The organism is Halorubrum sp. Boch-26 (genome assembly GCF_029889805.1).
Lineage (GTDB): Archaea > Halobacteriota > Halobacteria > Halobacteriales > Haloferacaceae > Halorubrum.
Genome location: NZ_JARANT010000011.1, coordinates 1 through 22,155, shown reverse-complemented (window position 1 = coordinate 22,155; position 22,155 = coordinate 1). Strand labels below are relative to the sequence as shown.

Genomic DNA, 22,155 nt, shown 5'->3' with positions numbered 1-22,155 from the left:
TCGGTCGGCGTCTCTCAAAACGACTGCGGTCGACTACGCGGCCGTACACTCCCCGTCTCCTCCACTCGGCGCTTCCGTCGGACCCGGACACGGCCACCCGGCGGAGGCCTCGTCGCGGGTGCCGTCGACGTCGCCGACGCCGGGCGGACCGGCTGGCACCGCGACCGCGACGACGGTTCCCGTCTCGAACCGGACCGGTTCCGTGGCTCCGAGCCGCACGGTTTTCCCGTCGAGATCGAGCGTCACATCGCCCTCCTGTCGGACGTACTCGAACGGTTCGCCCGGCGTGCCAACGTCGGCCCGCAGCGCGAATCGGGGATACTCCCCGCGGACCTGCACGCGCCAGGCGTTCACCGTCGTCACCCAGTAGCCGGGCACCGGTGCGACCGGCAGTCCCGCACCGACGCTCCGAACGGGCTTCAGCGACCACTCCTCACCGAGCTCTTCGGCTGCCCTCTCGCTCAACTCCCCAGTCGCGGCCTCACCCGCCCGCGCCGCCTCGCTCTCTATCGCGCTCTCCATGCGGTCTCTGAGCAGGAGCCGCGCGCCCTTCGTCGGAGGCTCGACGAACCGCGTCGGGACACGGGCGTCGTCTCGGCCGGCCGCCTGCCGGGTCGCGACGCGGAGATGCGCGGCCAGCGATTCCTTCCCCGTGGTCGAAAGGGCTCCTGCGGCAGCGGCCTCGACGGCGACGCGCTCGGCGTACTCACCGCCGCCGACCGCGGCTGCTCGTTCCCCCGCCGAACCGTAAGACTCGGCGGCCGCGTCGATCGCTTCACGCCGCTCCTCGGGCGTCAGCGAGGTCCGATCCCGAAGTACGCCTTCGAGCTCACGATCGACGGCGCGCAGCGATCCTTCCACCCGCTCCGCGAGCGCGTCTCGCTCGGTCCGGAGCTCCGGGTCGTCGCCCGCGGCCAGCGCCTCGTCAGCGAGCAGGAGCGCGCGCCCGGCGGTGCCGACTCGGATCGTGTCGCCGGCGCCGAGGATCCGGTCTACGATCCCGCTCGACAGTTCGCCGTACGGGACGGTGGCGTAGTTCACGTTCCGGACCACGAGCGGCCGCGTCGAGATTTCGCTCGCGCCGTCAGTCCGTTCGCCATCGATCGTCGTCCGCGGCAGGTACCCCGGTGACCCTCTCGGTGAGAACGTCACCGCTCCCCCGGGACCGTCGCCGGCGACCGTGTACGTGCCCGGGTTTCGGGCGGCCTCGCGGGCGGCGATCGCCTCGCCGACAGAGGGGCCGCCGAAAGCCCCGTTCACCCGATCGAGGAACCCGTCGGTCGCGCGTTCGCGGTCCGCCGCGGCGGCTTCCAGCTCCGCGACGACGGCGTCGACGTACGCCGCGCGTGCGGCGACCCGCGCCCGGTCGGTCGCGCCGTCGTACGTCGTCGGTGCGTCGACGAGCGCCGCGCGGCGGTCCCGGACCGCGTCCGCGAGGTCGGCGTACGGCTCCGCCTCGCCGACCGCCGCCGCCTCCATCGACGCGTCCGTCTCGAACTCCCGGACCGTGCTCGCGAGCGCGGCGACATCGGCCGCCACGCGGTCCCGCCCGGTGTCCGACCGAGATCCGTGGACGACCGTCGAGTCGTCGATGTCACCGCTCTGCACGGCGTCGCGGGCGAGTCGGTCCACGCCAGCCGCCGTGTCGATGCCGAGCGCCGAGCGCGCGGCCGCCGGCGTCTCCCGCAGGTCCGGGCCGCCATCTGAGCTCCCCGCCCCGAACGTCGCGGCGGGTCGGGCGGGCGCGCCGTCGGTCGGTGAGTGTCGGCCCGTCACCGAGACACGAACACGGTAGCGGTCGGTCGCTTCGTCGTACGTGGTCCTCCGGTGGACCGTGCGGTCAACGACCGTCCCGTTCGGGCCCCGTTCCACGATCTCTCGCTCCCACGTCGTCGTCGCGGTACGCTCGACTGTCACCTCGCGGCTCGCGTCACCGAACGAGACCGGCTCACCGGGTTCGACAGTTCCCGCGGGAATCCCTCTCGGCACGTCACTCCCGGAGATGCCCGTCAGGCGCTCCGACCGCGACACGCTGACGCGGTCCCATCCGCCGCCCGGTGCCGGCGGCGAAAGCCGCCCGCCGTCCGCGACCTGCGCCGTCGCGGTCTGCACGTCGGCCTCGACTCGGTACGCGCCCTCGATCACTTCGTCGAGATCGTCGTGGATGCGGGTCGCTCCGACGTCCGCTGCATGCCCGATCGGGACCGGCGTTTCTTCGTCGGTCCGGTCTCGTTTCGGCTCGAACGCCGCGTCCTCGATCGGCTCTCTGTTCGGATCTGTCCCGGCGTTCGGTCGCGGCGCGGCCTCCCCGTAACTGGTCGGCGTCGGCGCCCCGAGCACCGCGTCGGTCCACGAAGCTTCGTGGACGCCGGTCGGTGCGAGGAGATCGCTCACGCCGGTCCGCGCCGTCGCCCGTGCCACCCCGCCGCGGGCGTCCGGATCGCTCGTCCCGAAGACGGCCCGCTGAGTCCGGACGAGCCCAGCATTCGTCGACAGCTCCGCGTGTCGATTCGCGAGGACGTTCTCGACTGGCGCCCCGGCGTACTGCGCGTAACCGCGCGCCCAAGTCATCGGGTAGAGGCTCGCGGTGAGCTGTCGACCGAGTCCCGGCCCCTCGACCGGTCCCCTGTTGAGCCGTTCCTCGAACCGCTCCGTCCGTTCGTGAGCGGCGAGCGTCGGCACGGCCACCACGACGGTCCTGTTCTCGGTGCGGTTCACGACCGTCCGTCCGTTCCGGACCGCGGTCGTCGTGACCTCCTCGAAAGTCACGCTCGTCGCCGTCCCGTTCGCCGCCGGCTCGACGCGAACACGGTCGCGGGCCGCCGAGAGGTCCTCTCGATCATCGACTGCCGGTAACGACACCGTCGCGGTCACCGGCCCGATCTCGGTGTCGACGGCGGAAAGTGCATCCGCGCCGGCGACCCCGAGCCGGATCCGGAACGCGTCCGCGAAGGGTGATTCCTCGCGCACCGCCTCGGCTGCGGCACCGCCTTCGGGCGCCCGCGTCACCGGCTCGCGCGCCGCGTCGTGCGCCGCCTCTCGCGCTGCGGCCCGCAGCGCGGCAGTGGCGTCCGCGTCGACGCGCTCGACGGCCCGCTCGACGCTCCGGTCCTCGCCGACGAGCCCTTGGTCCGCGATCCCCGCGGCGTACGCCGTGCTCGTCACGAGGAGCAGCACGCCGATCAGCGCGAAGGGGACGCGCGCACGCTCGTCGACTGTGAACCGCCGCCCGACCCTCTCGCCGTCGAACGTCTCGTTGCGTTTCGACACGCTCACCACCTCCTCACGACGATGCGGACGGAGGCCTCCCTCCCGGTCGCGCTCGGCGCCGGGTGCGTGATGACCGCTGTCGCGACGTCGACGTTCCGCGGCGGTTCGACGCCAACGGCGACTGTCCTCTCGTTCCGGGTCGCCCCCGACCGCCGCCCTTCGTCTCCCCGCGGGTCGCCGTCAGCGTGGGGCCCGACTCGTCGAGGGACTCGCGGCGCGTTCGGCGTCCCCGTCACGGCTATCGGACCGGCGGCTCGCCGGCCGCCGCGGTGATTCGGGACGCGTCGGTCGGATGTCGGCCTCTGCGTTCCGCGCTCCCGGCTTTCGGGCGCCGGGACCGTCGCATCGATCCGCGTCCGTTCGTCGAGTCCCGTCGCGACCGCCGCCGCCGCTCGCGCTTCGAACCCGTTTACATCCGTGGCGTCGCGATCTCTGGTGGCACTACGTCCGCCATCCGTCTTTCCGGGACGCGCGACAAGCAGCGCGAGCAGCTCGGCGCGCGTCGCGTGTATCGTCCGGCTACCGTTCGCCGCTTCGGGCGCTCGGTATCGCACGGTTACCGTCTCGGTCACCAGCCGATCGGCCGCCTCGTCAGCGGTCGGCCCCCTCATGCCGACCTCGCCGCCGACGCCGCCGAGCGCGACGATGCTCGCCGACACGCACAGAAGCAAGACCGTCACGTCGAGCACGGTGCTCGTCACCGACGGACCACCACGCGAAACGTCCCGCGCACGTTCCGGCCCGGACCGACTCGCACGGTCACCGGTCGCTCGGTTACCGCGGCCCTGCCGTCGCCGCCGACCGCCGCCGGTCCAGGCGCGTCGTCACCCGAATCGATCCGCCACGTCCTCCCGCCGGCCGTCACCGTCACTGTCGTCGGATACCGAAACGTCTCAATGTCGCTGAGCCGCTTCGGCTCCACGACACCGCCGACCGTCGCCGTCCGCTCGGCTCGGTCGAGGGCCGTCTCGGCGCTCGGGCGCTCTCGATCGACCGTCGCGTCGTCGAGTGCGACGGTGTACAATCCCAGCGCCGCGCCGACGGCCAGCACTGCGACGAGCGCGGCGAGCGGTTCGACCGCCGCACGGTCCACGGCCGCATTCCGGGCGTCGGACGGCTCATCCGACGAGCGTGACATGTATTCCTCCGTAGTGGACTCGTCTCACGGTGAGCCGCTCCGGCGCCGGCCGCCAGCCGTGGTCGGCGCCCCGGGCGCGCTCCGCCGCCGTCGACAGCGTATCGGGATCGTCGAACGCGGCGTCCGGCGGGACGCCGTCGAGCACTTGCCGGAGCCGGTTATCGTCGGCCCCGCCTCGATCGCTCGGCGGGACCGGCGTTATCCGTGAGGCGTAAAGCGGCGCCCGAGCGCTTCCGCCGTTTCCGTCGAGGGAGACGGACCGGGGCGTGAGGCGGACCCGCTCCGCCGCGAGTCCGTGTTCCGCCGTCGCGGGATACTCTCCGCCGGCGACCGTCTCGATCGTGTGTGCGGCGCCGGCCGCGTCTGGTGGTGGCGACGCCGGGAGCGTTGCGGTGACGCCGGCCGTCGCAACGCTCACCACAGCGAGGCCGAGCCACGCGTACGTCGCGTCGAGGTGCGTCTCGAGCATGGAGCGGCTGGCCGCGGCTTGGTATTTAAATGTCGGCCGCAGACCCGAGCCGGTCGCTACAGCAGCGCCCCCGCACCGGCGAACGCGACGAGGTACGTCGCCGTCGCGGTCGGCAACGCGATTCCGATGCGGTAAGCCACCAGCGTCCGGTCGAAGCCGCGCTCCAGACCGGTCGCCAGCGCAGTGAGTAGCGCTGCGAGAATCAGCACGTAGACGCCGACGATCCGGCCGAGCACCGGAACCGAGAGCGCTCCTGCTCCGGGGTCGCCCGCGGAACCCGCGGTCGCCTCGGCCGCACTCGCGCTCTCGACGCCGGTAGTACCACTGGTCCCACCGACCCCAAGCGCGTCCGCACCGGCGGTCGCCCCGGCTCCCAGTCCCCCGGCGTCGACCGCGTCGATCCCCGTCGCGAGCGCGACCGTCGCACCGCCGACGAGCGGCGCGAACACCGCAGCGGTGTTCGTCAGCGTGCCCGTCACGGTCGCGAGTTGCCGCCGTGCGTCGGTTTCGAGCGCCCGGAGCTCCTCCAGCTGGTCGGCGAGTTCGAGGAGCACGTCGCCCGCCGGACGGCCCTCTCGCGCGGCGACGGCGAGCAGGGCGACCGCCCCCCGAACCCGCGGCGACGGAACCGGAACGGCGGGCCCGCCCCGGCCGAGAAACGCCTCTCGAACCCCAACCCGGAGGGTCTCGCTCCGGCGCCCGGCACGCTCGAACAGCTCGCCGGTGGCGCCGTCGAGTCGCTTGCCCGCGTTCGCGATCGCCGTCTCGACGGCGACCCCTTCGGCCACGTCTCCGCCGATGACGGTCATGGCGTCCGGAAGCCCGCGCTCGACGGAGCGAATCCCCGAGAGCGCCGCCCGCCGCCTCCGAACGCCGACGAGAAGCGCTGTCCCCGCTCCAACGCCGATCCCGGCCACCGGTGCGGCCCATCCGGCGACCAGCCGTGGGGCCAGGAGCGCCGCGACGATCCCGGAGATCACGCCGGCCGCGACCGCGTGCCGCGCTCGGTCCGGCACGTCCGGGTGGTCGCCGTCGATCGACGGCGGCGCGAACGCGACCGGTCTGCGCGAGAGGAGCCACGCTGAGGCGGCGAACAGTCCGGCGGGAAGCACGCCGAGGTAGAGCCCCGCGACGACGCCGGTCCCGATCGCAACGCCGGACGCCGCCGCCGCGGGAAGCAGGGCTATCAGGGCCAGCGGGAGGAGCACTCCGAAGGCGTACAGCGCCGAGACGGGGCCGCGGACCTCACCGACGAACGCAGCGAGGCGATCGGTCGTTCCGGCGATCGTCGCGTCGAGCGCGCGGTCGAGACAGCGTCCCCGCCGCTCCGCCGGCGCCGACGCCGCCGTCCGCACCAGCGCGGCGGCGCGGTCGATCGCGGGGAACCACGGCCGCCACTCGCGGGCGAACGCGCGGAGCCCGCTCGTCGGTCCGTCCGCGCTCCCCCGCTCGTGACGCGCCAGTCCGTCGGCGAGCGGTCCGTCTCCGGTGCGGGCGGCGAACCGGACGGCGCGCTCCGCCGACGGGTCTAGACGCATCCGCAACACGAGCCGGCCGACGAGTCCGGGCGCGGCTCCGAGCGCCCGCGTCCGTCGGAGCGTGGCGAGCCACACCGGTGTCCGATGGACCGCGTGGGTCGCTGTCAGTCCCCCGGCGAGCCCGGCGAGCCCTCCCGGAACGGGGCCGATAGCGAGGGAAAGCGCGACGGCACAGAGGAGGCCGACGCCGACGCCAGCCCGATAGCCGAGCTCGACGACACGTTCGGCCGATGCGTCCCACCCGAGGAACGCGATCGCGCGACGGAGCTCGGGCGACCCGTTCGTGTCGGCGTCTGTCCGCCGACGCGTTGAGCTGTCGGTTGGGTCGTCGATCGGCTTCGTCATCCGGTCTCACCGTCCACGCCGACGAACTCGGCGTATCGATCCGGCTCCGTTCGTCCGGCGGCGACTGCCTCGCCGATCCGCTCGCCGCGTTCCTCGACGGCCGTCCTCGCTGCGGCGTACGATCCGTCGGTTCCCGCGAGCCGCTCGATGAGCCGACTCTCGCCGCGGTCGATCCGTCCGGTCGGCGTCAGCCCTCCGGCCGTGCGTTCGAACAGCGGATCGAACGCGGCACCGTCGTTGTGACCGACCACCTCGGCGATCACGTCGATACGGTGGTCGTCGAGCAAGACGATCAGGTCGGTCGCGGCGAACGACGACGACGACACGCCGAGATCGGAGACAACTCGCTCTCTGACGGCGGCCGGATCCTCGCCGTGGATCGTTCCGAGCACCGTCTCTCCGGTCGCGCCGACGCGCATCGCCTCGTAGAGCGCCTGCGCCTCCTCGCCGCGGACCTCGCCGACGACGATCGCACCGCCGCCGAGTCGGAGCGCGGTCCGGACCGCGTCGCTCGGCGACGGTTCCGCCCCGTCGCCGACGCGGAGGCGCTGCGCGTCTCGTCCGGCGGCCGCCAGTGCGCTCGCCGGGAGTTCGGGGGTGTCCTCTATCAGTATTGACCGCGTCTCCGCGGGGAGCTCCCACAGGAGCGCGCCGAGCGCGGTCGTCTTCCCCGCACCGCGTCCGCCGGCCACGAGACCGGTCACGCCGCGCTCGACGGCGACGGAGAGGAGCCCGGCGGCCGTCGGGGTGATCGTCCCGACGTCAACGAGCCGCGCGAGGGTCCACGCGTCGGGGTCGCCGCGGCGGAAGGCGAACGAGAGCCCGTCGCTGGCGGGGTCGGTCGTCGCGGCGACGCGGACGCGGCCGGCGGCCGTCTCCAGCGTCGCGTCGAGCGTGGGGCTCGCTCGTGAGAACCCCCGCCCGCTGGTCCGGCGAAGTCTAGACGCGAGCGTGGCGGCTCCCTCGGGGGGGAGCCTGACGTTCGTCCGACAACGCTCGCCGTCGACGACGACGCGCAGCGGGTTCTCGGTCACCGGCGCCGACAGCGTCGCGTCGCTGACCCGGTCGTCCGCGAACACGTGCTCGAACGCGCCGTACCCGCGCGTGTACCGACGGAGTACCTCGGCCAGCGTCGAGACGGGGTCGTCGTCCTCGGCGGCCGCTCGGGCCGCGCGACCGGGAGCCCGCTCTCCACCGGCCGGATCGTCGAGTAGCCGCCGCTTGGCGCCGTCGAGCCGCTCGGTTGCCCCGTCGTCGAGATCCCGAACCGGCGGCGTGAGGTGGTACGTCCGGAGCGCCCCCGACCCTTCGTACAACCGGACGATCGCCCCGGTATCGAGCTCCCAACGATCGACGAGCGCGGCCTTCGGCGGCGGCGCGGTCGCGACCCGTGCGGCCGCGATCCGAGGCCCAGTGTGCGCCCGCACCACGTCCCCGACCTCGTCGGCTCCCTCGACGACCGTCGACAGCCCCGTCTCTGCCGCGATTCGGCTCGGCGGTCCCTCGCGTCCGGCGGCCTCCCGGGCGGCGCCGACCGGATCGCGAAGCACGCGGTCGGCGAGTCGCGTCTCGTGGAAGCCGACGCGTTCGCGGAACCGACCCGCTGCGACCAAGCACGCGGCGGCGCGCCCGGTGTACGCCCGCTCTCGTCCTCGGTGACGGGTCCTGATCACGTCGGCGTCGCGCTCGGCGAGCGCCTCGACGACGGTCGCCAGGCAGCCCGGGCTCTCGGCGAGGTCGCCGCGGCCCGAGCAGTCATCGGCGTCGACCGCCAGCACGACACGATCGCCGACGCCCGTGCCGACCGGCTCTCTGAACGTCGGCTCGCACCGACAGTCGCGCTCGTCGTCCGTCCACGGCAGCGATCGCAGCGGGGGATCGCCGCCGCCGATCCGTGGCAGCGAGGGGAGATCGAGGTTCACGGCGGGCGTGCTCCCGGCTTCGTATATAAACGATCACCCCACTCTGGCGATCCGGACGGTCGGTCCGCCGTCGTCGACGAGCCGGAGTACCAGCCGGCTCTCACCGCCCGGTCGGAGCGCGATCGCGCCGCCGTCGACAGCGACGGCTGCGCCCACGCCTCCGGGTACGATCGGCACCGACCGATCGGGGCCGCCGTCGATCCGGTATCGGATCGCGACGTCCGCCTCGGCGGCGTTCGTCTCTGCGGTCTCCGCTCCGTCGACGCCTTCGGTTTCCACGAGCACGACGCGCTCGACCGGTGCCGCCCCGAACCCGCTCGGGACCCGGACGGTCACCGTCGTCCGCGCGGCGAGCGCGGGGTCCGCGACGCTCACGGAGCCCGAGACGAGGCCGCCGACGGCTCGCTCGACGCGGTCCGCCTCGGTGTCGAGCCGTTCGACGGTCGTGGCCGCTCGGGCGTCTTCCAGCGCCGGCGCCGCGGCCGCGAGGAGGGCGACGGCGACGAGGACGGTGAGGACGACGCGGATCACGGCCCGATCGCCTCCTCCGTCGCGACCCCGATCCTCGCCGCGCTTCTCGATCCCGCCGTACGGTCCGGCTTACAGGGACTCACGGAGCCGCTCCAGTGCCTCGTCTCGCCACGATCCGTCTGCGTCGTTTCCCCCGTCGGCGGCGTCCCAATCGGCCGATGCTCGCGCGTCGGTCTGACCGGCGTCGTCCGCTGGGACGGCAGCGTCGAGGGCCGCCTCGCTCGGCACCGCAGTGGCGTGACCGTCGTCGCCGGCCATGTCGTCGGGCTCACCGTCGCCTTGGGCCGCGTCGCTGAGATCGGTCTCGTTTGCGGATCCCGTGTCATGGGCGCCCTCCTCACCGCGGTTCGCTCTCGCCAGCGCGAGATCGGCTCGCCGTTCTACCTCTCTATTGACGGCTCGGATCGATCCCACGTACCCTCTGATAGCCTGCGTTGCGGCCTCCAGCTCTTCGACACGCGATTCGAGCTCGGCCACGCGCGACGCTAGGGCCTCGCGTTCCGCCGCGGCGGCCGCGTCGTCACCGAGGTCCGCGACGGCCGTGTCGGACCCGGTCAGAGCACGCTCGACCGCGCGGAGACGCTCCTCGAGGTGGTCTTCGGCCTGTGCGTCGCTCGGTCTGCCGGCTTCGGCGCCGGGCGGCCGTTCTCCGCGGTCCGATGTCCGACTCCTCTCGTCGGTAGCGTTCGACATGCCCGCGACTGGCCTCGGTTTGGTACTTAAACCGCGGGGGAAAGCGTAATACGCCGGATCGGTTATCATCCGAACATGAAGGCAGTCCTCCTCGGCGTCGGACAGGCGGGCGGGAAGCTCACGACCGCCCTCGCTCAGTTCGACGCCGATGCCGGCTACGGCGCGGTGCTCGACGCGCTCGCGGTCAACACGGCCGCGGCGGACCTCGATCCGCTCCCGCTTGAGACGGTCCTCGTCGGTCAGTCGCGGGTGAACGGTCACGGCGTCGGCGGCGACAACGAGCTCGGCGCCGAAGTGATGAACGAGGACGCAGTCGAGGTATTAGGCGCGATCGCGTCAAAGGTGACGGCGGAGGCCGAGGCGCTGTTCGTGGTCGCCGGGCTCGGCGGCGGCACCGGGTCGGGCGGCGCGCCGGTGCTCGTCCGCGAGCTGAGCCGGGTGTACGACGTTCCCGTCTACGCGATCGGAATTCTCCCCGGCCGCGACGAGGGGGCGATGTACCAGGTGAACGCGGGCCGGTCGCTGAAGACGCTGGTACGGGAGGCGGACGCGACGGTCCTTCTCGACAACGACGCGTGGCGCTCTTCCGGGGAATCGGTCGAGGGGGGCTTCGCCGCGATCAACGAGTCGATGGCGCGGCGCGTCGGCCTCCTGCTCGCCGCCGGCGAATCGGTCGAGGGCGTCGGCGAGTCGGTCGTCGACACGAGCGAGGTGATCAACACGCTGCGGGCCGGCGGGATGGCGGCGATCGGGTTCGCCTCGGCGCCGGCCGCCGAGGGCCCGGAGGAGAACGTCACGACCGTGATGAGCACCGTCCGGAGCGCGGTGATGACGGGGATGTCGCTCCCGAACGCGACCGACGCCGACGCCGCTCTCGTCGCCGTCGCCGGCGACCCCGACCGCATCTCCCGGAAGGGCGCGGAGAAGGCACGTAAGTGGCTCCAAGAGGAGACCGGCTCGATGCAGGTGCGCGGCGGCGACTTCCCGCTCGACTCCGACCGGATCGCGGCGCTCGTGCTGCTCGCCGGCGTCGAGCGCTCCCGCCGGATCGAGGCGTTCCTCGAACGGGCTCGGCAGGCGGTCCGCGACGAGCCGGAAGAACGGGTCGACCCCGCGATGGCGTTCCAGAACGACGAGCTCGACGATCTGCTCTGAACGGGAGGTCGAACGGTTACGGATTGTCCGGTTACGGATTGTCCGGTTGTGGATTGTCCAGTTGCGGGGTGAGCGACGAGGCAGGTTCCGCACCTTTTTGGTGCCGCCCGGTGGAGTCGTTCCCGATGAGCAACCCGTGGGACGACTGGGACCACGTGCTGAAGGTCGATCCCGACAAGGAACTGCGGGACGGCGAGACCTTCGAGGACGTCTGCCGCACCGGCACCGACGCGATCGAGATCGGCGGGACCCTCGATATCACCGCGGAGAAGATGACGCGCGTCGTCGACGCCGCGGCCGAGTACGACGTCCCGCTGTACCAGGAGCCGTCGAACCCGGGCGTCGTCGTCGACTCGCCGGCGCTCGACGGCTACCTGATCCCGACGGTGTTCAACGCCGGCGGTCCGTTCTGGATCACGGGCGCGCACAAGGAGTGGGTCCGCATCGACGACCTCGACTGGGACCGGACGCACACCGAGGCGTACATCGTCCTCAACCCCGACGCCGCGGTCGCGGAGCTGACGGACGCGAACTGCGACCTCGCGGCCGACGACGTGGGCGCGTACGCGAAGGTCGCCGAGCGCATGTTCGGCCAGGAGATAATCTACGTCGAGTACTCGGGTACCTTCGGCGACACGGAGAAAGTCGCGGCCGCCCACGATGCGCTCGACGACGCCACCCTCTTTTACGGCGGCGGGATCGGCGACTACGAGTCCGCCAACGAGATGGCCGCCCACAGCGACGTGATCGTCGTCGGCGACCTGCTCCACGACGAGGGCGTCGACGCCGTCCGCGAGACGGTACAGGGAGCGAAGGACGCCTAACGCGTCCGGAGCTTCTCTGCTTCTCTCGACGTCCGCCTATCCCGCGTAGCCGTCGAGCATGTTCTCGACGTACTTCGCGATCACGTCGACCTCCAGGTGGACCGGGTCGCCGACCGACTTCTCCGAGAGCGTGGTGAGGTCGTACGTCGTCGGGATGACCGCCACGTCGAACTCGGCCTCGCGCTTCTCGGCGACCGTCAGCGAGATGCCGTCGAGCGTTACCGACCCCTTGTCGACGAGGTAGTCGGCGTGCCCCTCCGGGATCGCGAACGCGAAGCGCCAGTCCTCGCCGACGCGCTCGATCCCCGTCACCTCGGCGACGGTGTCGACGTGACCCTGCACGACGTGGCCGTCGAACCGCCCGTCGGCGGGCATCGCGCGCTCGACGTTGACCGGGTCCCCCTCCTTCACGTCGCCGAGGTACGTCTTCGCGACCGTCTCGCTCGCGAGGAACACCTCGAACCAGCCGCCCGCGTCGCCGTCGGTCTCGTACTCCTCGACGGTCAGACAGACGCCGCTGACGCTTATCGACTGGCCGTGGTGGAGGTCGTCGAACCCCTCGACGCCGATCCGAAGCCGGAGCCCGTCCGCGGTCTCGGTCCGTTCGCGGACCGCGCCCGTGTCCTCGACGATACCGGTGAACATACCCGATCTGAGCGCGCGCGACACATATCGGTTCGGTGTTCGGGGCGGCTCGCGGCCCGGGACGGCCGGCGGTTCGACGCGGCGGAGCGTCTGCCGCCGTCGACGGTGCCCGAGCGACCGCCGCCGCGCAGCTTTTGAACGCCGGGCGCAAATCAGGGTCCAATGAATCTCGGGCTGATGGACATGATCGGGCTGGCGGCGTCGCTCGTGTTCGCGCTGCCGCTCGCGAACTACGCCGTCATCCGGCTGTTCGCCGGCGAACTCGCGCTCGGCGCCGGACTGCTCGTCGTCGCCGTCGCGATGGTCGCGCTCCCGCAGTACTTCCTCGATCCGGGGCGGATCCTCCGCGGGCTGGTCTCGGGGCTGCTCCCGCGACAGCTCCGCCCCGGGGACGAGGCGGTCGCCGCGGAGTCCGAGAGCGATTCCGGCGAGCAGTGATCGGTGGCCGGGGCCGGCCTCACTCGCGTTTTTCGGGGACGATCCCGAACGGGTACTCCGCCAGTATCTCGTGCCCGTCGCCGGTGACGACGACGAGGTCCTCCAGTCTGACGCCGCCGACGCCCGGGTCGTAGACGCCGGGCTCGATCGTCACCACGTGGCCCGGTCGCAGCTCGCCCCCGCCCGACAGCGACGGCGACTCGTGGAGGCTCACGCCCACGCCGTGGCCGGTGCCGTGGGTGAACCCGGCCTCCCCCTCGCCGGCGTTCGGATCGAACCCGTAGGCGGCCAGCTCCGCCGCCGCCTCGCCGTGGACGGTCTTGGCCGGAACGCCCGGTTCGACCTCCGCGAGCGCGGCCTCCCGCGCGGCCTCGACCGCGACGTACGCGCGTCGCTCCCACCCGCCGTCGCCGTCGACGACGAACGTCCGGGTCATGTCGCCGTAGTACCCGTCCGGGCCGCGGGGCGAGACGTCCAGCAGGACCGTCTCGCCTGGTCGGATCGGCTCGTCGCCGACGAAGTGGAGGTCCGCGGCGGACGGGCCGGCGCCGATCACGGTGTTGCCGGCGTCCCGGACCCCGCGGGCGGCGAGGACCGCGTTGATCTCGCGGCGGAGCCGCGCGGTCGTCAGCGAGGCGCCGTCCCAGCGGAGGCCGGGCTTCACCGTTCCCTCCGTATCCTCGCTGGCCTCGCTCTCCGCCAGCACGGTCTCGGCGCGCGCCATCCCGGCCGCGGCCGCGCGCTGGGCGCGGCGGAGGCGGTCGATCTCGGCGTCCGTTTTTTCGGCTCGCGCCGTCGCTACCGCGTCGGTCGACGCGAGCCGGTTGCCGGCGCGTTCGAGGTAGACGGCGGCGTCGTGGGGGATCGACGGCGGGACGAGGAGCGTGGGTTCGGCGGCAGATTCGCCAACTAACTCCTCGACGGCCGCGGCCGCGCGCTCCCCCGCGTGGTCGCCGACGTTCTCGGTCTCTACCGCGCGGGCGACGCCGTCGCGGAAGCCGGCGACGCCGTCGCGGTCGTCCCCTTCGCTGTCGCCGCGGTCGTCGCCCTCGCCGTCGATCCGAGCCCTCGCGCCGGCGACGAACTCCCGCTCGGCCTGCTCGGCGAACAGCCCCGGGGCACAGCAGACGGCGCGGTCGGCGTCTTGGTCGCCGTCGCTCTCGCCGCCGCTCTCGGCGTCGCTTTCGCCGTTCGGAATCACGACCAGCGCGTACGGCCGATCCGGTCCGGAAAAGCGCGTGAGATACCGGAGGTCGTCGTCGAATCGGTCGCCGACCGCGACGAACGCGTCGGCGCCGGCGGCCTCGACCGCCTCGACGATCGGCGTGAGATCGGTCCCGATCGGGCGGAGCGCGGAGACGCGTCCGACGGGCGCGGTGTCGTCGCTTTCGCCGTCGCCGATTCCCTCGTCGCTCCCGTCGATCACGGCTCCGGTTCGGGGACCGCCAGCTCGGCCTGGGCCTCCTCGACGAGCTCCTCGGGGGTCTCGTCGCGGAGCTCGTTGAACAGGAGGACGCTGATCGGGAGCGTCGGCGCCCCGCTGATGAGGCTCTCCATGATCACGAGCCGCTCGCGGGCGCGGGACATCCCGACGTAGAACACCCGGCGCTCGTTGTCGGTGAGGACGGGGACCGGACTCGTGGTCTTGGTGAACTCCTCGACGCCGTCCACGTCGGTCGGGTCCTCGATGGAGGCCGCCATCTGCTCGACGACCTTTTCGGTGAGGTCGGTCGCGACGAACACGTGGTCGGCCTCGCGGCCCTTCGCGGAGTGGATGGTCCCGACGCGGACGCGGGTGGGGTCCGTCCCCTGATAGTCGCCGTCGAAGTACGCGCCCATCGACTTCCGCTGGAAGCTCGTCACCTTCCGGACCATGTCGTCGGCGCTCGCTGTGTCCGGCATGAACGGAATGAACTCGTCGAGCCTGTCTGCCGCCACCTCGATCAGGGAGACGTCGTCGGCGTCGGCCGCCTCCTCGCGGTCGTCGAGGAAGTCGTAGAACTCGTCGCGCTCGTGGGTCCCGAACGCGGAGTCTTGGAGCATATCGGCGAGCCGCCGCGCTTCCAGTCCGTTCACGGGATCGCCCGCCTCTGCCTTCTCGATGGCGCTGACGTAGTCCTGCACGCGGTCGGTCCACATCCGGCCGTCGGTCAGCATCGTGAACGGGATCCCGTGGTCGATGAACTCGTCGATGAAGTCGAACATCTGGTACCGGGCCCGGAACAGGCACATCACGTCGCCCTCGTCGTCGTCGACCGTGTACCGGACGTTCCGGACGAGCTCGATCATCGACGGCGATTGGATCGCTTCGACGGTCCCGCCCTCCTTGCGCGGATGGAGGTCCTTCTCCTGGCGCTTGTCGATGTGGCGGATCTCCGCGTTAACGACGTTGAGGATCTGCGAGGGGAGCCGGTAGGAGTTCGGGAGGACAACGTCCTCGTCGACCTCGGTGTCGAGGAGGAGGTCCGGATCGGCGCCCTGCCACGCGTAGACGACCTGGTCGTCGTCGCCGGCGATGAGCACCTTCTCCATGTGCGGGCGCCACTCCTGGAAGACGTTGTACTGCAGCGTCGTGATGTCCTGGAACTCGTCGATGATCAGGTAGTCGACGTTGGGCACGAGCGAGCGCTGCGCGACCCGTTCGAGCATGTCCGCGAAGCCGACCAGATCGTTGTCGCCTTTGTAGGCCCGCCACGCGCGGATCGTCTCGGGGATGTCGATCCGGTCGTCGTCGGAAGGCCACGTCGGGGTGTACTTGTTCCCTTCCTGGGCGTTGGGGTCCTCCTCGGGCGGCAGTCGAACCTCCTCGACGTTCCACTGGAAGGGGACGTCGTACCAGTCGGCGACGTCGCGCTCGGTCCGCTGGAGCCACTGGGAGGTGGCGATGATCTTGTTCCCGATCGTCGTCGACCGCGCGGTCCGGCGGCCGGCGCCGCCGTGCTGGTCCTCGAACTCGATGCCGTACTCCTCGCAGAACGACTCCTTGTCGTCCTCCCCGACCACGTCGCCCCGCGAGAGGTCCAACAGCTCGTACGCCTTCGCGTGCATGGTGCTGACGTTTCCCTGGAGGCTGCGGGGGGAGACGTCGAGCCGCTCCGCGAGGCGCTCGCGGATCTCGGCGGCGGCCGCGCGCGTGTACGAGACGACGAGCACGTCGCGGACGTCCGCGTCGTCGTCTTCGAGGATCCCCTCGACGCGGTCCAGTAGCGCCGTGGTTTTTCCGCTGCCCGGACCGCCGAACAGTCGCGTCACCGTGGGATCGGTCATTATCTATCCCTGATCCCGGTTCTCCTTAAACGCCGTGGCTCGGGGCCGATCCGGTCGAAACCCTACGATTCCATCGTCTGACAGATCAATCCTGTCGTCTACCGATCAGTTGCTTCGGGTCGCGCGCGCTTCTCGAACGTCGGCACCGTCGCGGACGAGATCCTCACAGGCGGGGCAGACGCGGGGACGGTCGACCTCGTTCGGGGTGAACACCCGAACGTAATCGGTCGTGACGAACGAACCGCAGTTCTGGCAGGTCGGCATAATCGTCACTATCGAGTGATCCCACATAATACTGCCGCCGAGTACCACCGAAAGAAAACCGCTCACCGCCCGTGCGCCGTCGTCGGCGTCAGGTCGGGCGCCAGTCGCAGACGTTACACCGCGCCGTTCCCTCTGGATGGAGTGCACCACACTCCGGACATTGGAGCTTGTTATAGGATCGCTCCCAGCGTGCGATCTCTGTCTCGTGGCCGCGGTCGGAGAGGAACTCGTCGAGCACGTCGTCGTCCGAGCTGGGTGCACTACTAGACATGCATGTTAGTGAATGGCACGCGAGTATAAATATCTTCTCACGCTTCCCATCTCGCTGCCGAGATGCGCACGAACGATCGATATCCTCGCCGAAAGATGGATAATTCGGCTCAGTCGTGCCCCTGTCCGAGGGCCTCGTTGCACATCTGGTTGAGTTCCGTTATCTTCTCGCGGACGGCATGCGGCTTGTCTTCCGGTGGGTCATCGAGCGCGGGCTGCTCGTGTGCGTCCGGTTCGCCGACGATGACGCTGCCGATCATCCCGCCGGTCTCGTGGGGAGCGCAGTAGTAGTGGTAGACGCCCTCGGTCTCGAACGTGTGCTCGAACGTCTCCCCCTCTTCCGAGAGCATTCCGCTGTCCCAGGGCTCGGTCCCGTCCGGCACGAGCTGCGGCTGGTCGTTGTCCGGGTGATACGCCGTCGCGGTGTGGCTCCCGCTCTCGAGCACCCACGTGACGGTGCCATCGGCCTCGACCCGCGTGACGTGCGGGCCGAAGTGCGCCTCGCCGTCGTCGGTCGTGTTCACCCCGACCTCCGCGGTCGCGGTGGGCTCGCCCACGGTCTCGTGGCCGCCCTCCTCGTCGTGGCCGCCCTCCTCGTCGTGGTCGTCTCCGGACGTGTCGGCGGTCTCCGACTCCGCTCCGTCGCCGCCCGTCGACACCCCCGAACACCCGGCGAGGCCGACGGCCGCAGCGGCACTCGACAGCTGTACAATCTGCCGACGCGTGTAGTGTGATCGGTTTGTCATTGTCGGATACCTCTCCACCTGAGAGTACAGGGGGGAGTATCATAGACGGGCTCCCTGTTTTGCACGCGACGCAAAACGGCTCTTATATTACAACTCGACAGTCACTAGTGGTATCCGGAGGTATCTCTGTGTCAACAGACGGTAGCAACGACGAGCTCCTCGAACTCCTCGGCCAAGAGCGCGTCCGACAGGTTCTGGCCGCGACGAGTCGCGAGCCGCTGTCTGCCAAGGAGCTCAGCGACGAGTGCGATGTCGCGCTCTCGACCATCTATCGGCGAGCGGAGGAGATGGTCGCCCACGACCTCTTGGTCGAACGGACACAGATCGAGCCGGACGGGAGCCACCACAGCGTCTTCGTGGCGAACATCGACCACCTCGACATCGATGTCGACGGCGGCACGATCGATGTCAACGTCCACATCCGCGAGGACGCCGCACAGCGGTTTTCACGCATCTGGAGCGACATCAGGGAGCTATAACAATGCACATCGAACTCGTCATCGCGAAGTTCATCACGGTCGGATTAGGGCTGTTAATAACGAAACAGGCGTACAACGGATACAGAGCCTACGGAAGCGAACCGATGCTGTACGTGGCCATCGGCTTCCTCTTCATCACTGTCGGCTCGGTGCTCGAAGGGGTCCTCTTCGACGTGATCGGTCTGTCGATCTTCTTAGCGGGGACGATCCAGACCGGTCTCGTCGCCGTTGGGATGCTCGTAATCCTGTACTCGTTGCACGGTCGGTTCTCCGACCGGCCGAGCGGGGGTGATGCACCGTGACCGGCGACTGGGCGAGCGTCCTGACGCTCACCCGCGCCGTCCTCCTCTCCTTGGGACTCGCGACGACCGCGGTCAGTTTTCGCGCCTATCTTCGCGAGGAGACGCGCTATCTTCGCGACGCGACGATCGGATTCGCGTCCATCACGTTCGGCGTTCTCATCGAGGGGTTCCTCTACCAGCTCACCGGCCTGACGCTCACGCAGGTTCACGTCGCCGAGTCCGTCGCGCTGGCCTGCGGATTCGTCGTCTTACTCCGGTCGTTCCTCCGGTGAGTCGGTCCCTGCGTCGCGCCTACCACGGCTCGTTCTTCAGGCCGAGGCCGTACGCGCCGACGTTCGTGACCACGTGGAGGACGGGCGTCATCACGAGGACGACCGCGAGGACTGACGGGGTGAACACCGCGAGCGCCCAGTCGGTGTCGACGACGAAGACGGCGAGCAGCGCTCCGACGACGAAGTCGAGTTGGTCCAGTCCGGGGAACGCGGCGCCGCGCTCGCGGCCGGACCGGCGCTTGAGGAAGGAGGCGCCGATGTCGCCGCACATCGCGCCGAACGCGAGCGCGACCGCCGCGGGGAGCGCGAACGTCGGGAGGTCGACGCCGAGGGCGGCGCTGGCCGAGTCGTGAAGACGGTTGAGCGCGAGCGCGAGGACGACGCCCGTGAGGGTGCCGACCGCCGTCCCGCGCCACGTCTTCCCGTCGCCGAGCAGGCGGGCCCCGCGCCACTCGCGGCCGCCGTCGATGGGGCGGCCGCCGCCGGCGAGCACCGCGGCGTTGTTGGGCACGTACGCGGGCACCATCGCCCAGAACGCCGTCGCGACGAGCGAACCGATCATACGCGGTCCACAGCCGTTGGGGGGATATAAATCACGGATCCGCGCCGACCGACATCGAACCCCTCGATTCGACAACAGTGAAGTCGTCGCCGCTCCCAGATCCGATATGATCCCTCCGATCGCACGGCGATTCGTCGCCGGCGAGAGCGTCCCGGAAGCCCTCGACCACGTCCGAACGTGCAACGGGGACGGCGTCTCGGTCATCGTCAACCTGCTCGGCGAGCACTACGACGACCCGACGGCCGCCCGCGCCGACGTCGATACGTACCTCGCGCTGGTGGACGACATCGCCGACAGCGGTCTCGACGCCTGTCTCTCGGTGAAACCCTCCCAGATCGGCCTCGGCGTGTCGGCGGACCTGTTCGAGGACCACTACCGCGAGATCGTCGCTCGCGCTCACGAGCGCGACGCCTTCGTCTGGTGTGACATGGAAGACGCCGACACCACCGACGCCACCCTCGACGCCTTCGAATCGATCGCGGCCGAGTACCCGTGGAGCGTCGGACAGTGCGTGCAGTCGAACCTCAAACGGACCCGCGAGGACCTCGGGCGCCTCGTCGACGTACCCGGGAAGCTCCGCCTCGTGAAGGGGGCGTACGACGAGCCGGCGTCGATCGCGTATACGGAGAAGTCCCGCGTCGACGAGGCGTACCGCGAGGATCTCCGCTTCCTCTTCGAGCGCCGGGATAGGGGAGTCGCCGTCGGCAGCCACGACCCCGCGATGATCGCGCTGGCCGACCGGCTCGCTCTGGAACACGGCACCGACTACGAGGTCCAGATGCTGATGGGCGTGCGCGAGGACGCCCAGCGCGATCTCGCCGCGCAGGGCGTCGACGTGGTCCAGTACGCGCCGTACGGCGACAAGTGGCTCTCGTACTTCTCCCGGCGCGTCCGCGAACGCAAGGAGAACCTGACGTTCGCCCTGCGGGCGGTCGTGGGTCGGTGACGGAGGATCGCGGGTCGGTCACCCCGCTCCGAATCGGGCCCGCACGTGGAAGCCCTCTTAAGGGTCGCCACCACATACCAACTCGATAGATGTCCACGTGGAAACGCGACTTCGCCAGCGGGCTCATCGTGTTGGCACCCCTCCTCGTCCTCCTCCTCGTCATTCAGTGGATCTACCGATACATCGCCTCGATACCCCTCATCGAAGGGCTCCAGCCGGCGATCATTCCCGGTCCGTTAGAGCCGATCTCACGGGTTATCATCGCGCTCGCGGTGTTCGCGACCGTCGTCCTCGCGGTCGGCTACTTCATGCGAACGACGTTTGGGCGGCTGGCCGAGTCCGTCGTCGACGGCGCGATCAACCGGATCCCCGCGCTGCGCGTGGTGTACAACGCCTCCAAGCTCGCGATCGAGACGGCCGTCTCCGGGACCGACGAGCTCCAGAGCCCGGTCTACATCGAGACGTGGCCGGGGATCCGCATGACGGCGTTCCGGACCGGAAAGAAGACCCGCGACGGCAAGATCGTCTTGTTCATGCCGACGGCTCCGAACATCACCACCGGCTTCGTCATCGAGGTCGAACCGGAGCGCGTCACGGAGACCGGCGAGAGCGTCGAGGAGGGGATGACCCGCGTCCTCTCGGCCGGTTTCGCCGAGTCGGCCCATCAGGTGCCCGTCGAGGAGGAGTCGCCGCCGGAGGGCAGTACTCACCGCTCGGGCGGCGTCGGCGGCGTTCGCACCGACGGCACGCCGGGCGAGACGGAGCGCCCGTCGTCGGACGCCGGAAACGACTGATCGGGGCGGTCTCCCGTCAGCTCACAGGTACGTGAACCACTCGTCGTGGTCGTCCGTCCGCCGCTCGACGAGGTCGAAGAAGGCCTGCTGCAGCTCCTCGGTGACCGGGCCGCGGGTGCCGGTGCCGATCTCGGTGTCGTCGACGGAGCGGATCGGGGTGACCTCGGCCGCGGAGCCGGTGAAGAACAGTTCGTCGGCGGTGTACAGCTGTCCGCGGGAGATGACCGCCTCGTCGTGCACCTCGTAGCCGCGCTCCTCGGCGAGGGCGATGACGGTGTCGCGGGTGATCCCCTCGAGGATGGACTGCGCCGGGCCGGTGGTGTAGATCTCGCCGTCGTTCACCATGAAGATGTTCTCGCCCGGCCCCTCCGCGACGTTCCCCTCCTTGTTGAGGACGATGGCCTCGACGTAGCCGTTCCGGCGAGCCTCCTCGCCCGCGAGCATGGAGTTAACGTACAGGCCGGTGGTCTTCACGTTGGTCGGCACCTGCGAGGAGGCGTGTTTCCGCCACGAGGAGACCATCACGTCGACGCCCTCTTCGAGGGCCTCCTCGCCGAGGTACGCGCCCCACGGCCACGCCGCGAGCACGAGGTCGGTCGGGCAGTCCTTCGGCGAGACGCCGAGGGAGTCGTACCCGTAGTAGGCGATCGGGCGGATGTACGCGGAGTCGAGGTCCTGCCGGTCGAGGAGTTCGAGGGTGGCCTCGGTGATCTCCTCGCGGGAGTGCTCGATGTCCATGTCGTACATCTTCGCGGAGTCGAACAGCCGGTCGAGGTGCTCCTCCCACCGGAACACCGCCGGGCCCCGCTCCGTGTCGTAACAGCGGACGCCTTCGAACACGCCGCTCCCGTAGTGGAGCGCGTGGGTCAGAACGTGGGTCGTCGCGTCCTCCCAGTCGAGGAACTCCCCGTTCTTCCAGATCGTGTCGACGTCCATCTCGTCGAATCCCATACCCCGAGGTTGCGGCGGTCGGGCTTAAATCTGTGACATGCGGAGAACGCGACGAGTACGGACACGTCGCTGGCAACGACTCCGTCGATCGCTTATAAGTGGTTGCTCCCGGCTCGGCGTGGAACACCGCCAAAGCCTCAGCCGCTCGGTTATACGCACCCCCCGACAGATCGTCGGTGAACACCGCCAAAGCCCCAGCCGCGAGGCGGGCGCAGGCGACGTAAGCACTGTAGGGAGCGAGCACCGCGAGCGACCGAAGCGCGCAGCGAGCGTGCGCCCGCCTCGCGGCTGCCCCGAAGCGTCCCAGTCTCATATACCCCTCACCGGGCCCACG

The 22,155-nt window shown here is 70.4% G+C and carries 22 protein-coding genes; 8 read left to right on the top strand and 14 right to left on the bottom strand.

All coding sequences use genetic code 11. The features are described from left to right. Positions 1–33 precede the first annotated feature (33 nt). The 7 genes from OQF71_RS02895 to OQF71_RS02865 form a co-directional block, all read right to left on the bottom strand. Positions 34–3,270: a hypothetical protein gene (locus tag OQF71_RS02895; protein WP_280585692.1), complete on the bottom strand. Its 3,237-nt coding sequence runs from the start codon at positions 3,268–3,270 to the stop codon at positions 34–36. Positions 3,271–3,967: 697 nt separating this feature from the next. Further along, the gene (locus tag OQF71_RS02890; protein ID WP_280585691.1) at positions 3,968–4,408 is read right to left on the bottom strand and encodes a hypothetical protein; all 441 of its coding nucleotides are present in this window, start codon (positions 4,406–4,408) and stop codon (positions 3,968–3,970) included. Then, a complete protein-coding gene (locus OQF71_RS02885; RefSeq protein ID WP_280585690.1) occupies positions 4,389–4,877 on the bottom strand; it encodes a hypothetical protein in 489 nt (162 codons plus the stop codon). Before OQF71_RS02885 ends, OQF71_RS02890 begins: the two co-directional genes overlap by 20 nt. 56 nt (positions 4,878–4,933) lie before the next feature. Continuing rightward, positions 4,934–6,760 carry a type II secretion system protein gene (locus tag OQF71_RS02880; RefSeq protein WP_280585689.1) on the bottom strand — a complete coding sequence of 609 codons (1,827 nt, stop codon included), beginning with the start codon at positions 6,758–6,760 and terminating at the stop codon, positions 4,934–4,936. Then, positions 6,757–8,682, bottom strand: a complete 1,926-nt coding sequence (locus OQF71_RS02875) for an ATPase, T2SS/T4P/T4SS family (RefSeq protein WP_280585688.1) — start codon at positions 8,680–8,682, stop codon at positions 6,757–6,759. Before OQF71_RS02875 ends, OQF71_RS02880 begins: the two co-directional genes overlap by 4 nt. A gap of 33 nt (positions 8,683–8,715) precedes the next feature. Beyond that, complete coding sequence (locus tag OQF71_RS02870) at positions 8,716–9,213, bottom strand: hypothetical protein (protein WP_280585687.1); 498 nt, start codon at positions 9,211–9,213, stop codon at positions 8,716–8,718. Positions 9,214–9,282: 69 nt separating this feature from the next. Continuing rightward, entirely contained in the window at positions 9,283–9,906 is a 624-nt protein-coding gene (locus tag OQF71_RS02865; RefSeq protein WP_280585686.1) for a hypothetical protein, read from the bottom strand. A gap of 75 nt (positions 9,907–9,981) precedes the next feature. Between OQF71_RS02865 and OQF71_RS02860 the strand changes: the two genes are divergently transcribed. Together OQF71_RS02860 and OQF71_RS02855 are read left to right on the top strand one after the other, a co-directional pair. Continuing rightward, on the top strand, positions 9,982–11,061 hold the full coding sequence (locus tag OQF71_RS02860) for a tubulin/FtsZ family protein (RefSeq protein ID WP_280585685.1): 1,080 nt from the start codon (positions 9,982–9,984) through the stop codon (positions 11,059–11,061). Between the two features lie 125 nt (positions 11,062–11,186). Continuing rightward, entirely contained in the window at positions 11,187–11,885 is a 699-nt protein-coding gene (locus tag OQF71_RS02855) for a phosphoglycerol geranylgeranyltransferase (RefSeq protein WP_280585683.1), read from the top strand. Positions 11,886–11,921: 36 nt separating this feature from the next. Here OQF71_RS02855 and OQF71_RS02850 read toward each other — a convergent pair whose 3' ends face one another. Continuing rightward, positions 11,922–12,530: a riboflavin synthase gene (locus OQF71_RS02850; RefSeq protein ID WP_280585682.1), complete on the bottom strand. Its 609-nt coding sequence runs from the start codon at positions 12,528–12,530 to the stop codon at positions 11,922–11,924. Positions 12,531–12,692: 162 nt separating this feature from the next. On the opposite strand from OQF71_RS02850, the gene OQF71_RS02845 reads away from it, so the two are divergent. Continuing rightward, positions 12,693–12,968 carry a hypothetical protein gene (locus OQF71_RS02845; protein WP_280585679.1) on the top strand — a complete coding sequence of 92 codons (276 nt, stop codon included), beginning with the start codon at positions 12,693–12,695 and terminating at the stop codon, positions 12,966–12,968. 19 nt (positions 12,969–12,987) lie between these two features. Here OQF71_RS02845 and OQF71_RS02840 read toward each other — a convergent pair whose 3' ends face one another. The 4 genes from OQF71_RS02840 to OQF71_RS02825 all read right to left on the bottom strand — a co-directional run bounded on the left by OQF71_RS02840 (position 12,988) and on the right by OQF71_RS02825 (position 17,515). After that, positions 12,988–14,370, bottom strand: coding sequence for a M24 family metallopeptidase (locus OQF71_RS02840; RefSeq protein ID WP_280585717.1), 1,383 nt, complete (start codon positions 14,368–14,370; stop codon positions 12,988–12,990). A gap of 20 nt (positions 14,371–14,390) precedes the next feature. Continuing rightward, on the bottom strand, positions 14,391–16,235 hold the full coding sequence (locus OQF71_RS02835; RefSeq protein WP_280585677.1) for an ATP-dependent helicase: 1,845 nt from the start codon (positions 16,233–16,235) through the stop codon (positions 14,391–14,393). A gap of 352 nt (positions 16,236–16,587) precedes the next feature. Then, complete coding sequence (locus OQF71_RS02830) at positions 16,588–16,770, bottom strand: HVO_0416 family zinc finger protein (RefSeq protein ID WP_280585675.1); 183 nt, start codon at positions 16,768–16,770, stop codon at positions 16,588–16,590. A 109-nt stretch (positions 16,771–16,879) separates the two neighbouring features. Beyond that, on the bottom strand, positions 16,880–17,515 hold the full coding sequence (locus OQF71_RS02825; protein ID WP_280585674.1) for a plastocyanin/azurin family copper-binding protein: 636 nt from the start codon (positions 17,513–17,515) through the stop codon (positions 16,880–16,882). 128 nt (positions 17,516–17,643) lie between these two features. Between OQF71_RS02825 and OQF71_RS02820 the strand changes: the two genes are divergently transcribed. Genes OQF71_RS02820 through OQF71_RS02810 form a run of 3 tightly spaced genes read left to right on the top strand, consistent with a single transcriptional unit; the run spans position 17,644 to position 18,568 of the window. Beyond that, positions 17,644–17,994, top strand: coding sequence for a helix-turn-helix domain-containing protein (locus OQF71_RS02820; RefSeq protein WP_280585673.1), 351 nt, complete (start codon positions 17,644–17,646; stop codon positions 17,992–17,994). 2 nt (positions 17,995–17,996) lie between these two features. Continuing rightward, positions 17,997–18,296 (top strand): hypothetical protein, encoded by a 300-nt coding sequence (locus OQF71_RS02815; RefSeq protein WP_280585672.1) that lies wholly within the window; start codon positions 17,997–17,999, stop codon positions 18,294–18,296. Next, on the top strand, positions 18,293–18,568 hold the full coding sequence (locus OQF71_RS02810) for a hypothetical protein (protein ID WP_280585670.1): 276 nt from the start codon (positions 18,293–18,295) through the stop codon (positions 18,566–18,568). The genes OQF71_RS02815 and OQF71_RS02810 overlap by 4 nt, the downstream gene beginning before the upstream one ends. A gap of 19 nt (positions 18,569–18,587) precedes the next feature. Here OQF71_RS02810 and OQF71_RS02805 read toward each other — a convergent pair whose 3' ends face one another. Then, positions 18,588–19,130, bottom strand: a complete 543-nt coding sequence (locus tag OQF71_RS02805; RefSeq protein ID WP_280585668.1) for a CDP-2,3-bis-(O-geranylgeranyl)-sn-glycerol synthase — start codon at positions 19,128–19,130, stop codon at positions 18,588–18,590. 106 nt (positions 19,131–19,236) lie between these two features. Between OQF71_RS02805 and OQF71_RS02800 the strand changes: the two genes are divergently transcribed. Beyond that, positions 19,237–20,076 carry a proline dehydrogenase family protein gene (locus OQF71_RS02800; RefSeq protein WP_280585666.1) on the top strand — a complete coding sequence of 280 codons (840 nt, stop codon included), beginning with the start codon at positions 19,237–19,239 and terminating at the stop codon, positions 20,074–20,076. Positions 20,077–20,165: 89 nt separating this feature from the next. Further along, positions 20,166–20,870 (top strand): DUF502 domain-containing protein, encoded by a 705-nt coding sequence (locus tag OQF71_RS02795; RefSeq protein ID WP_280585665.1) that lies wholly within the window; start codon positions 20,166–20,168, stop codon positions 20,868–20,870. 21 nt (positions 20,871–20,891) lie between these two features. Here the strand turns inward: OQF71_RS02795 and OQF71_RS02790 are convergent, their stop codons facing one another. Then, complete coding sequence (locus tag OQF71_RS02790; RefSeq protein ID WP_280585664.1) at positions 20,892–21,821, bottom strand: branched-chain amino acid transaminase; 930 nt, start codon at positions 21,819–21,821, stop codon at positions 20,892–20,894. Between the last annotated feature and the right edge of the window lie 334 nt (positions 21,822–22,155).